The sequence below is a fragment of the Cryobacterium sp. Y57 genome (assembly GCF_002929505.1).
Lineage (GTDB): Bacteria > Actinomycetota > Actinomycetes > Actinomycetales > Microbacteriaceae > Cryobacterium.
The window spans coordinates 1-12289 of record NZ_PJJL01000061.1 but is presented as its reverse complement, the minus strand read 5'-3'; the positions used below and the strand labels follow the sequence as shown (position 1 = coordinate 12289).

Sequence of the window (12289 nt, the reverse complement as noted above, 5' to 3'; positions counted from 1 at the left end):
ACATGACAATCACCCCGGAACAGGCAGACTGGTTCACCGCGACCTTCACGATGATGGTCGACAACGTTGAGCAGGTCGTGCTCGGCAAGCGCCACGTGATCGAACTCGCCTTCACCGCCATGGTCAGCGAGGGCCACCTGCTGCTCGAGGACTACCCGGGTACCGGCAAAACCTCGCTCGCCCGCGCCATGTCACAGACCGTGCAGGGTGTCTCGACGCGCATTCAGTTCACCCCCGACCTGCTGCCCGGTGACGTGACCGGCATCACCGTCTACGACCAGAAGACCGGCGAGTTCGAGTTTCACAGCGGACCCATCTTCGCCAACGTCGTACTCGCCGACGAGATCAACCGGGCCAGCCCGAAGACCCAGTCGGCGCTGCTCGAAGCGATGGAAGAGGGCAACGTCACCATCGACGGCGTCACCCGCTCCACCGGGGTGCCGTTCCTCGTCATCGCCACCCAGAACCCGATCGAGCAGGCCGGTACCTACCGGCTGCCAGAAGCTCAGCTCGACCGGTTCATGATGAAGGCCTCGCTCGGCTATCCCGACCTCGCCTCGACCATTCGCATTCTCGAGGGCACCGCTGACGTGCGCCACGAACTCGCCCCCGTCATAACCCCGCAGGCGCTTGTGAGCATGAGCGACATTGCCCGCTCAGTGTTCGTGAACCCGCTCGTCTATGACTACATCGGCCGCCTGGTCGAGGCCACCCGCGACGCCCGCCAGGTGCGCATGGGCGTCAGCGTGCGCGGTGCCCGCGCCCTCACCAAGGCCGCCAAAACCTGGGCCGTCGCCCACGGGCGCACCTTCGTCACCCCCGACGACGTCAAGGCCCTCGCCGACCAGGTGTTGGCGCACCGCTGCGTGCTCGATCCAGAGGCCGAGTTCGATGGGGTCACCGCGAGCGCCGTCATCGGCCAGATTCTGCTCGACGTCGTTCCGCCCAGTCGGAGCGACCTGGCGTGAGCTTTCACACCGAATCGCGTCGCGCACGTACATCGGCGCTGACGCGCACTTCCACCCAGACCAGGTCTGCCACGCATACCCGGTATAGCACCACGCGCACGAACACGTCGACGACGTTGACCCTCGTGGGCGTTGTCGTGCTCTGGATGCGCGTGTCGCGAACGGTGCGAAACGGTGTGAAGGCATCCGTCGAATGGGTCGGCGAAACGGTTACACCGGCCGGCTGGGTGGTGGTTACCACCGCCATCGTGCTGTTGCCGCTCGGCCTGATCTTCGGCTGGACCGAGCTGATCGTCACGGGCTGTGTGGCGGTGGCCCTTATCCTCATCTCGCTGCCTTTTCTGGCCGGCGGCCGCGCCTATAGCGTGGATTTCGTCCTGCCGGTCGATCAAGTCGTGGCCGGTTCCGAGGTGCTCGGCACCCTCACCGTCACCAACGTCTCCAAACGGCTCGAGCTGCCGGGGCGCGTCGACGTTCCCATCGGCAAGGGGCTGGCGGATGTCTACGTGCCGCTGCTGCGCGCCGGCCAGGTTCACGAAGAGTACGTTCGCGTGCCGGCCTACCGCCGCGGGGTCATCGACGTGGGCCCGGTCACGACCGTGCGCAGTGACCCGCTCGGTGTGCTCGGCCGCTCGCGGCCCTGGGCCGACGTCAACCGCCTGTTCGTGCACCCGGTGACCGTGTCGATTCCGAGTACGAGCGCCGGTTTCGTGCGCGACCTCGAGGGCAACCCCACGAGCGATATCGTCGACTCCGACATCTCTTTTCACGCCATTCGCGAGTATGCGCCCGGTGACGGGCAGCGGCACATCCACTGGAAGTCCACCGCGAAGACCGGCAAACTCATGGTTCGACAGTTCGAAGAGAGCCGACGCTCACGCCTGGCTATCGTGCTGAGCCTCAACGCCGACGAATACGCCTCCGAGGATGAGTTCGAGATGGCGGTCAGTGCCGCTGGCTCGCTCGGCGTGCGTGCGATTCGCGATGGACGGGACCTGGCCGTCGTGGCGAGCGAGGAGATCCCCGATATCGTGCGCAGCAGCATCCGTTCTGTGCGTAGCCTGAGCGTCGTATCGACGCGCACCCTGCTCGATGCCCTCACCGCGATCGAAACCAGTCCCCACGCGATGCACGTCGAAGACGTCTGCCTGCTCGCCGCGCAGGTGGTGCCCGATATTTCCATCGCGTTCGTGGTCTGCGGTTCCGCCATGACTGCGCGGCGATTGCAAGCCCTCACCCTTAAATTCACCGGCAACGTGCAGGTCGTCGCTGTGCTGTGCAACCCCAACGAACAGCCGAGTTTTCGTGACCTGGCCGGCACGAGCGTGCTGACCATCGGCGTGCTCGACGACTTTCGTTCCCTGCTGAGCCGAAGAGCGGCATGAGTACGCCCGGACGCCACCGTGCCCACGTGATCAACGCCCTGTTCATCGTGGCGATGATGCTCGTTGCCGTCTGGGCGGCCTGGCCGATCTACCAAGCCACCAGCTATCTGATCATGGCGGCCGGAGCAGTTCTGACCGGGGTGGCTCTCGCCTGGCTCGGGGAGCGCCGTGGCTGGTCGTGGTTCACCGTGCTGCTCACCGTGCTCGGCGCGTACCTTGTGCTCGGAGTCCCGCTCGCCGTGCCGACTGCCCTCACGGGTATTGACGGCGTGCTCGGTGGGCTGCTCGACCTGGTGACTGCCACGGTGTTCAGCTGGAAAGAGCTCGTCACCATTCAGCTGCCGGTCGGCTCGTATCAGTCATTGCTCGCCCCGGCTTTTCTCCTGTTTCTCGGCGGCACCACGGTCGCGCTCTCTTTGGCCTGGCGCGGCGGCCGGTTCGTGGCCCTCGCCGTGCCGCTGATCTTTGGCGTGCAACTGTTCGGCCTGGTCTTCGGCTCGAGCGCTGTGAGCGTTCCGTTGACCGTGGTCGGGGTGGGCGTGCCGGCTCCGCGCGAAAGCCTGATCGGCCTGGCCGCTCTGCTGCTCGCCTTCGGCTTTCTGGCCTGGCGCACCCACCTGGCTCGCAGCGCGGCGCTCGACCTGGCTGCCCGCACGACCGGGGTACGGCGCACTCCTGGCGGTCTCGGTGGTCGCATCCGTCGTGCCATTCTCGCCGGAGGGGTACTCGTGCTCGCCATCGGCATCACCCTCGGCTCCCTCTCGGCCGTCGCGGCCACGCCGGCCCGTGAGGTGCTGCGCAGCAGCATCGACCCGGCCGTCGAACTGCGCGAGTACGTCAGCCCGCTCAGCCAATACCGCAGCTACTTCAGCGCCGAGCAGTACGACGCCGAACTGTTCACGGTAACCGGCACCGCGGTCGACGACCGTACCACCTCTCGCGTGCGCCTGGCCGTGCTCAGCTATTACGACGGTGAAGTCTTTCGGGTCGTGAACCCGGCCGACGGCGAGAGCGACCAGACCACCGCTTTTGCTCGGGTGCCGCACGCGCGCGGCGTAAGCGCCGACAGCGACACGACCCGTTTCGACATTGCCGGGTACTCCGGCGTCTGGATGCCGGGGGCCGGCGCGCTGTCGAGCATCCGCTTCGCCGGTGATCGCGCTGCTGACCTGAGCGACGGCTTCTTCTACAACGCAAATACGGCATCCGGAATTCAGCTCAAAGCCCTCACCAACGGTGACCGCTACACGATCGTCTCCGAGCGGCAAGCGGATGCGACGGACCTCACCGTTCTCGCCGGCCCGGCCAGCAGCTCGATCGATGACACGCTGATTCCGCAGAGCCTGATCGACTGGGTCGACGCCCAAGCAATCACGCGTGATGGCGCCGGTTTGGCCGAACTGGTCACCCGCCTGCGCGAGCGCGGCTACCTCAGCCACGCTCTGACCGTGCCTGTGGCGGCTTCCTGGACCGCCGACCTCGGTGGCTACCAATTCTCGCCGAGCCTGTCGGGGCATTCGGTCGCCCGCATTGACGCGCTCTTCACCGCGCTGCTCGACAAGCAGAACAGCACGACCGCCACCGAGAATTCCCAGCTCGTGGCTGGAGTCGGTGATGACGAACAGTTTGCCGTAGCCGCCGCTCTGCTCGCCCGCCACCTCGGATTCGAGTCTCGGGTGGTGCTGGGATTCACCCTCGGAGCGGCCGAGGCCGCTGATTCGGACATACCCGGCGATTGCCTCGCGGGGGTCTGTTCGGGGCAGAACCTCGCAGCCTGGGTGGAGGTCGGTAGCGGCGATGGCACCTGGGTCACTGTTGACGCGACCCCGCAATTTCAGAACCCACTCTCACCCATCGACGACACGACCCGCGACCCGCAGTACAACACCGAGGTCATCGCCGAGGGAGCCACCGAGCAGCGCGCGCCAGAGGCCAACCCCACCAGCGGCGAAGATCAGCAGGAACAGGATCCGGTCGCCGGCACCGACCTCGATTGGCTGTTCGCGGCCCTCAAGATCGGCGGCATCAGCCTGGCCACGTTGCTCGCGATCAGCACGCCGTTCCTGGTCATTGTCGGTGCCAAACTCAAACGCCGCCGTGATCGGGCGCGGGCCACCGACGTGTCGGCGCGGTTCGCCGGCGGCTGGGACGAATACATCGACGCCGCCGTCGACCGTGGCCTGGCAGACCAGGGAAGCATGACCCGGGTCGAGACCGCCGCGCACTATGGTTCGGTCGAGGGCGCACAGCTCGCGACCCTGGCTGACCGGGCTGTTTTCGGCGAAGCATCGCCGCGAGCCGCCGATAGCGACGCTTTCTGGGCACTCGTCATGGTCGAACGAGCGAGCCTCGCGGCGAGCGGGACGAAGCGCCAACGCCTGCGCGCTGCCATCTCGCTGCGCTCCTTTTCTCGGCTCGCCGATGCCCGACGACTCTTCACTTTTCGACCCAGCGCATCTCGACGCGACGTCACCACAGTACGCCCGAACCGGCGCGACACCAGCAGAATGGGGGAGCGGCCGCCCGTCAGCGGCCGCAAAGCATAAATGGATGAATCATCTGGAGCTATGATCACGATAATCGCGGTCGCTGTGCTGGTCAGTCTCGGCGTGTACGTCTTCTCGTCGATCGGTCTCGGTAAAGTCTTCGTGAAGCTCGGAGAACAGGCCTGGAAGGGCTGGGTGCCGATCGTCAACAGCATCACCCTGTATGAACTCGGCCGCTATTCAGCCCTGTGGGTGGTTGGCCTCTTTATCCCCGTCGCGAACGTAGTGGCCCTCGTCGTGCTCGTGCTGGCGGTCAACAACGTCAACCGGCGTCTCGGCCGCGGCGGTGGCTTCACCCTGCTCTACCTGGTCAGCAGTCCCATCTGGGCCTGCGTGCTCGGGTTCGGCAAGTCCGTCGACACGGGCTGGATGCCCGGGATCCCCGCGACCGGGTACGTTCCGTTCGCCCCGGTGACGCCGCTATCGATGACGCCGGCACCGCCGGTGCCTCCCGCACCGGCCGGCCACCACGTGCTGACACCTGCACCGCCTGTACCGCCTGCGCCGCCGGTACCGCCGAACGTGCCCACTCAGCTTGCCGTTGCGCTACTTCCCCCGGCCCCGCCGGCAGCCGTTCCGGCGACCACAGCGGCCGCCCCGCTCGCGCCTCCGGTTCCACACGGCCTGCCCAGCGGTCCGCCGCCGTTCTACGTGAGCGTGCCTCCGGCCCCAGCTCCAACCCCCGACTCGCCGGTGTTGTCGGCCCCGGCCGTTGTCCCTGCGCTGCCGGTCGTCGCCGCACCGCCCATGCCTACGGTCGTCCCTGCGCCGGTCGCACCGCCCGCGCCTACGGTCGTCCCTGCACCGCCTGCACCGCCGGCGCCTTCGGTCATCTCTGAACCGGTCGTCGCGCCAGTGAATCCATGGGCTCCGCCGGCGCCGGTCGTACAGGCACGCACTGCACCGTTCGCTGCTGCGCCCCGCGAATCCCTGGCCGGCGAACTCCCAATTGCCTTGCCCGGTGAGCTCGCGGCTGCTGCGGAGATGGCTGCCAGGGCAGTTGCCGCACCGGTCCCGGTTCCGGTCCAGGCACCGGTCCCCACAGTGTTTCCGGTCGCCGTTGCCGCGCAGGTTTCTGCGGTCACACCCTTCGCAGCGCGCTCAGCACACGCCAGTGACGTAGCTGAAGACGAATCCGAGGACGACGACAAGACCATGATCGTCGTTCGTCGTATGAAGCCGTGGACGCTCGAAACCGAACACGGGCTGAAAGTCTCGCTTACCAAACCGGTAGTGCTGCTCGGCCGCAACCCCGCGCGAGGCGGGGCACATTTGGACGCACAGTTAGTTCCACTGCATGACCCGGGCAAGACAGTGTCGAAGACCCACGCCCGCCTGGATTTTGTCGATGGAGCGTGGGGTATCAGCGACTTGCACTCGACCAACGGTGTCGTGCTCATCGATGGCGGAGGCTCTGAAAGTGAGCTCGATGCGGGTGCGAGTGCGCCCCTGACCGATCGGTTCCTTTTAGGGGAACTCGCGGCGCGCATCTACCTGGAGGCCTGAGCCATGGCGTACCTCCCTGACCCTCGAGCGAACAGTGCCGGGGTGTCGCTGCAGTGCGGCTCCCGCACAGATGTCGGCCGCAAACGACATGAAAATGAAGATTCGCTGCTCGCGTCTCAACCGGTGTTCATCGTCGCCGACGGCATGGGCGGGCTCGAAGCCGGCCAGCGAGCCAGCGCGGCCGTGATCGCCGAATTCCAGGCGTGCGTCGGCCGCGTCGGTGTTGCAGCCGACGACGTAGTAGATGCGGTTCTGCGCGCGCACACGCGGGTTCGCGCCGTGTCGGATTCGACCGGGCGCGGCGCGGGCAGCACCCTCACCGGTCTGGTGCTCATCGACCACGAAGATTTCCCGCAATGGCTCATCGTGAACGTCGGCGACTCGCGCGTGTACCGCCTGCACGGCGGCGAGTTTCAGCAGCTCACCGTCGACCATTCTTTGGCTCAGGAACTCATCGACGAGGGTTCACTGCTGAAAGCAGATGTCGCCAACTTCGCGCGAAAAAATGTCATCACTCGCGCGATGGGCGCCGACAACAGCAATGCTGACTATTGGCTACGCCCGGTCGTGACCGGCGAACGCCTGCTGGTGTGTTCCGATGGGCTCAGCGGCGAGCTTTCCGACGAAGCGATCAAGGCCGGATTGACCCTCGGCGGTGGCCCCCAGCAGACGGCGGATGCGCTGCTCGCCGGCGCCCTCGAACACGGCGGACGCGATAACGTTTCCGTGATTGTGATCGATGTCATCGCCGGCGGGGTCAGCTCGTGGCACGGCCTCCCGGTCGGCGACGACCAGTCCGACACCCGCACCGAAGACACCCGACCGGTGCAACGAGTGGCTCGCAATGCAGCCCGCTGAACCGACAGGGGTCACTGGGCCCGACATTGATGACACCGTCATCGTTGAGCGAACCGCAGACGAACAGACGCGTATTGTGCGGCGCGCGAATGACGATCACACCCGCCGCGTGGTGCGGCAGCCCCCCACCGAGGCCGGGGATTCTGCGAACACGCCGCACGAGGATGACCCGACTGCCGACGAGGCCGACGAGGCTACAGTGCAGTCGTCCAGGGGCAGCACAGCCACCGACACGCTGTTGAGCCAGCGGCGGGCGACCGCCCCCGTGCACACTCCGGTCGTTGATTCTCTGCAACGCCGATACCAGCCGCCGCAGGTGCAGAGCGGTGCGAGTGTGCGCTACGCGGCGCGGCCAACTCCGACGATTATTTCGCCGCAGGCCCCGGTGCCAATACCCGACGTGTTACCCGACCGGGCCCGCCTCCGTCTGGCTGACGCGGCCGCCGAGATTCGCGAGCATGCCGAAGTCACAAAACGTCGCCGTTGCCGGTTCACGCTGATGGCGATCATCTCGAGCACCGTTCTGGTCGTACTCGCAGCTGCTGCCTACACCGTTTTCACGATTCTCACGTGGTGATCGCGTCTCGTCTGATCGCCACCCCATGCTGTGCCCGTAAGCACGCACCGACACGCTAGGAGCTTTACTCTCGTGACAGATTCCACCTTGGCCCTGCACCGGGAAGCCGCCGACCCGACGACCCCGCAGGCCCGGCTCGCGGAGATCGCCGCCGCCCACCACGCGTTGCACCCGGTCATCGCCGGGAACCCGTCGTGCTACCCGGCCCTGATTGAGTGGATGCTCCAGCTCGGCACTATCACTGCCGTGATGCCTGCGCCCGCCGAAGTGACACCCACCGCAGCGGTCCCCTATATCGCTGCTCCGTTCGAGGCTGCCGGCGCGACCCCGGGGCAGGCAGCAGACGCGCCGGCATCCGCTCTGGTAAACCCGTATGCACGGCCAGACCAGTCCTCCATGCGACCGCCCAAGAAACTGTTGATCTGGGGATCGATCGGGGTCATCGTGCTGCTCGTCGCCGGTGGCGGTGTGTGGGCCTACGGGGCCGTCTTCTCGAAGCTGGGCAGGGCATCCTCTCCAACGGCCGCGGTCGAGAAACTGCTCGCCGGCACGGCTGATAGGGACCTGATCAGCATGTACGGCTCGTTGTCTCCCGCTGAGGTTGAATCGTTCAAGGCTCCGATCGATCAGCTCGCCGCCATCGCCATGGACGACGAGAACGGTGACCCGGTCGATATGCCGGAGCTCATCAATACGGTCGTCGACAGCGTGAATATCACCCTGACCGGAATCGAACTCGAGGCAGAAGACGTTGAAGACGGTATCGCGGTCGTCACCATCACGGCGGGTGAGCTGACCATGAACGGTGATGCCGAAACGATCACGGACGCCTACCTCGAGGTTGTGGGGCCGCAGCTGCGCCTCCAGCAGGAGACGTGGGGCTCCGACGACAGTGACACCGACTCGATGATCGCCGACCTGCGCGAGTCGTCGATTGCGGAGCTCAACGACATGCTGCCGTTCACACAGACCGCCGCCGACCTCGCTGACACGCTCGGACACGATGCGACCATCGTCACCGTTCGTGAGGGTGGCTCCTGGTACGTCAGCCCGCTGCTCACTACCGGTGAGAACATTCTGCAGAGCGGATCGCACGATTCCACGCGAGGCAACCTGGTCGCCGCCGACGACGCGGCCACGTTCGACACCGCTGCCGCTGCTGCCGAAGGATTCGCCGAGGCCGTGATCGCATTCGGCGAGAACGGCGACTACGGCGACCTCGCTGCTGTGATGCCCGAGTCGGAACGTCGTTTTCTCAGTCTGTACGGTGCCGCGCTCATGCCCACCGATGGTGATGGTGACTTCGACAACCTGCAGATCACCGACTTTTCGGTGACCCCAGAGGTCAACGGCGACACCGCTCACCTCGACCTCAACAGCATCGTGATCGAGGGCGACGGCTACAACTGGCCGTACCGCAGCGAATTCTCGGGGGTCTGTGTCACCACGGATTCCGGTTACTCGTCGTTCGAGGGATGCCTCGACGATGCTTCGTGGATGAAGGAACTCGGTGCCGACCGCTGGCAGGTTCTCGCCGTGCAGGAGAAGAGCGGATGGTTCGCCAGCCCCATGCGCACCGTGGTCGACGTGGTCGGCATTGCTGTGGGGAACCTGGTGCGACTCAGCGAGGACGGCAAGCTCGACCGGCTCTATCAGTAACAACCTCGCGAGACAGTGACAAGAATCCAGAACGAACACAGAGGACTCAGATGACCTTCGAACCGAACGCCCCCCAGCAGCCCCGCCCGCGCCTTCACAGCCCGCGCCTTCGCAGCCCGTACCGGCGCAGTATGTCGCGCCGCCGGTCGCCTCGCCGCCCGCCGCCCCGCAGTATGCCGCACCCGTCGCGCCGCCACAGTACGCGCCCGCGCCCGCCCGACCGAATCCGTTCGCCGGCATCCCGTCGTCCGACTGGGCGCGAGACGGCGGAGCTCTGCTGTTACTCCTGAGCTCCCTGGCCCTACCGTGGATGTTCAGCACTGACTTCGGAATAAGCGAAACGATCGGAGCGACTGGCCGTATCGAGGTCATCCTGATCACACTGCTGTCGCTGTTCTCGCTCAGCCTCACCTACCTGCTGCGCGCTGGAGTCTTCAGTCCCGGCATCGGGCTGGCCCAGATCTGGTTGATCCGACTGCTGGTCAACGTTCCCTACGCGCTTCTCGTTCTGGGATTCATGCTCGTCGACGCTTTCTCGAAGGATGAAACGCCCGGGCTCGGCTACGCGGCCGCCTTCGGACTAGCCGGGGCCTTCCTCGCTAGCCAGCCGCGCTTCGCAGAACTGGTCGGAATCGACGGTTACCACCCGGTCGCCCGCCTCTGGCGCCGCATCGTCATCGGCTATAGTGCGGTCGTGACCCTGACCGTGCTGGGCGCGATCATTCTCGGAGTCGTAGGGTCACCCGTTCAGGTTGGTGCTCTGGTGCTGCTCTCCGCGGTCGTGGCCGTGCTCGCCGGTGCGGCCGGCGTGCTGCTACCCATCTATGGAATTTTGCGCGGTAACGCCATCTGGCTCACCGTCGGGCGCGCGCTCGGCGGCATCGCACTCGGAGTCATCACGATCGACGCGCTCAGTGATTTTGATCTGTCCTTTGGCGGGGTCGAATCGCTCAGCTGGGGCGGCTACCCGCTCATTCTGCTCGCCGGGCTGTTCGGCCTGACGTCGACGCCGGCGCTGCGCCTGGCGATGGTTCCGCTTGAGCCGATTGTGAAATGGTTCGGCGTCGCTTCGCTCACGTTCGTGCTCATCATCGGCACCGCCGGGCTGAGTGTGCTGCTGGTCATAGCGAACCTCATCGGCAGCGGTGCCAGTACCGGTGTTACCGGGCTGAACATCGGCGCCACGATCGTGCTCTCGATCATCATCGTTGTGGCCATTATCGCCCGCACAACCCTGCGGTCAAACCCGGCCGGCAGCCAGTGGCTGGTACTCGGCCTCACCGGCCTCATCACCGTGCTCGGCATCGTTTTCGTCGTGCTGCGCGGGCAAACCATCACCGACGGCAATCTGAGCACGCTCTATTCCTGGCTGTTCGAGGGCGCAGAATACGCTTCCCTCTCCCTGGTAATCCTGAGTACCGCGGCCATGCTGAGCCTCGCCCTGGCCTTCGGACTGCCCGCGCTGGTGTTCTATGCGCTGACCATGCCGGCATCCGTTCGTAGCTACTTCACGCAGTACGGTCCGGTTCGGGCCCAGGCACCGGCGGCCTACACCGGCTATGCCGCAGCACCGGTTGCCGCGCCGATCAATCCAACGGATGCCACGGCGCCCGTCGTTCCAGCCACCGCGCCCCCAGTGCCAGTGGCTGTGCCCGTCTCGCCGCCACCGCCCCGAGCGGCACCGCCAGCTCCGCCGGCGCCTGTCCCTGTGCCAGTCGCAGTAATTATCGCAGCGCCCAGCGCGGCCAGCCTGGCGGCCGATGACCCGAACACTTCGGCCGCCGGGTTTTACGACCTGGCGCAAAACCACCCGGAGGTTTGGCCGCAACTCGCGGGCAATCCGAGTGCTTACCCCGACCTGCTCGCCTGGTTGGCGCAGTCGCCCGACCCTCTTGTGCAGCAGGCGCTGCGCGCCCGCGGGCTCTAGTCCCACGGGTATAGCCCACGGGCTGCTGTCTGCCGAGTACCAACCCCGCGCTCCAGCGAGCGCTGGGCTGGGCTGGCCAGTCGACCGTTGCGCGCACGCGGAATCTATCGCGCAGAAATCTCGACGTCTGGAAGCTTCGCTATTTTCAGATTGCGGAACCGCATCGCTCTGATAGCCCGGGCGGCGGAGCTTAGGTGCGCCAGGGTGGTTCGGGGCTGGGGGTGTTGGCGCGATGACTTCGGGTGGGGCGCCAGGTTTGGGTGGGGTCCCAGAGCAGTGGGCCACGTATGTGGGGTTTGCCGTTGATCATGCGGATGTTCCATTCGTTGGTGGTGATGGTGTGGTGGTGGAACCAGCAGAGGAGGACGCCGTTGTCGATGTTGGTGGGGCCGTGTTTGTGCCAGGGGATGACGTGGTGGACTTCACACCAGCGGGCGGGGATGGTGCAGCCGGGGATGATGCAGCCTTCGTCGCGGGCGGCGATTGCGGTGCGTTGTGTGGTGGTGAAGCAGCGGACGGTGTCGCCGAGGTAGAGGATGGTGCCGGTGGTGCCGAAGATGATGTGTTGGGTGCCGCCGGCGCAGAGGGCTTCTGTTACCCGGCGAAGCGAGATGGGGACGTCGACGCCGTCGATCCAGCCGACGCCGCGTTCGTTGTGAAGGTCGGTGGCGTTGATGTGGATCATGGCGGTGGGGGCGGCGCCGCCCATGGTCGGGGTTTTCGGATCGCGCGCGGCCGCTTCGAAGACACAGCGGAGGATGTCGGCGCGTTTTTCGCCGGCGGTGCGGGCGTCGCCGTCGTAGCGGGCGTCGCCGCTGAACGGGTCGGCGCTGAACCGCTCACCGTCCGGGTTGGCAGGGTCT

9 protein-coding genes are annotated in these 12289 nt (G+C 66.1%); 8 read left to right on the top strand and 1 reads right to left on the bottom strand.

Annotated elements, in window-relative coordinates; translation table 11 throughout:
• The first annotated feature begins 2 nt into the window (after window positions 1-2).
• The 8 genes from CXY72_RS06110 (at window position 3) to CXY72_RS06075 (ending at window position 11426) form a co-directional block, all read left to right on the top strand.
• Window positions 3-968, top strand: a complete 966-nt coding sequence (locus CXY72_RS06110; RefSeq protein ID WP_104126809.1) for a MoxR family ATPase — start codon at window positions 3-5, stop codon at window positions 966-968.
• On the top strand, window positions 965-2353 hold the full coding sequence (locus CXY72_RS06105) for a DUF58 domain-containing protein (RefSeq protein WP_104126808.1): 1389 nt from the start codon (window positions 965-967) through the stop codon (window positions 2351-2353). Before CXY72_RS06110 ends, CXY72_RS06105 begins: the two co-directional genes overlap by 4 nt.
• On the top strand, window positions 2350-4899 hold the full coding sequence (locus tag CXY72_RS06100) for a transglutaminase domain-containing protein (protein ID WP_104126807.1): 2550 nt from the start codon (window positions 2350-2352) through the stop codon (window positions 4897-4899). Before CXY72_RS06105 ends, CXY72_RS06100 begins: the two co-directional genes overlap by 4 nt.
• 21 nt (window positions 4900-4920) lie before the next feature.
• Window positions 4921-6405: a DUF5684 domain-containing protein gene (locus CXY72_RS06095; protein WP_104126806.1), complete on the top strand. Its 1485-nt coding sequence runs from the start codon at window positions 4921-4923 to the stop codon at window positions 6403-6405.
• 3 nt (window positions 6406-6408) lie between these two features.
• Window positions 6409-7263: a PP2C family serine/threonine-protein phosphatase gene (locus CXY72_RS06090; protein WP_104126805.1), complete on the top strand. Its 855-nt coding sequence runs from the start codon at window positions 6409-6411 to the stop codon at window positions 7261-7263.
• Entirely contained in the window at window positions 7250-7840 is a 591-nt protein-coding gene (locus CXY72_RS06085) for a hypothetical protein (protein ID WP_104126804.1), read from the top strand. Before CXY72_RS06090 ends, CXY72_RS06085 begins: the two co-directional genes overlap by 14 nt.
• A gap of 72 nt (window positions 7841-7912) precedes the next feature.
• The gene (locus CXY72_RS06080; RefSeq protein ID WP_104126803.1) at window positions 7913-9499 is read left to right on the top strand and encodes a hypothetical protein; all 1587 of its coding nucleotides are present in this window, start codon (window positions 7913-7915) and stop codon (window positions 9497-9499) included.
• Window positions 9500-9809: 310 nt separating this feature from the next.
• On the top strand, window positions 9810-11426 hold the full coding sequence (locus tag CXY72_RS06075) for a hypothetical protein (RefSeq protein ID WP_104126802.1): 1617 nt from the start codon (window positions 9810-9812) through the stop codon (window positions 11424-11426).
• Between the two features lie 190 nt (window positions 11427-11616).
• Here CXY72_RS06075 and CXY72_RS06070 read toward each other — a convergent pair.
• A partial coding sequence (locus CXY72_RS06070) for an HNH endonuclease signature motif containing protein (RefSeq protein ID WP_146071088.1) occupies window positions 11617-12289 on the bottom strand: 673 nt, incomplete at its 5' end.

Coding starts and splice junctions, on each gene's coding strand:
- CXY72_RS06110 (WP_104126809.1), top strand. CDS start 3: ATGACAATCACCCCGGAACAGGCAGACTGGTTCACCGCGACCTTCACG.
- CXY72_RS06100 (WP_104126807.1), top strand. CDS start 2,350: ATGAGTACGCCCGGACGCCACCGTGCCCACGTGATCAACGCCCTGTTC.
- CXY72_RS06095 (WP_104126806.1), top strand. CDS start 4,921: ATGATCACGATAATCGCGGTCGCTGTGCTGGTCAGTCTCGGCGTGTAC.
- CXY72_RS06090 (WP_104126805.1), top strand. CDS start 6,409: ATGGCGTACCTCCCTGACCCTCGAGCGAACAGTGCCGGGGTGTCGCTG.
- CXY72_RS06085 (WP_104126804.1), top strand. CDS start 7,250: ATGCAGCCCGCTGAACCGACAGGGGTCACTGGGCCCGACATTGATGAC.
- CXY72_RS06075 (WP_104126802.1), top strand. CDS start 9,810: ATGTTCAGCACTGACTTCGGAATAAGCGAAACGATCGGAGCGACTGGC.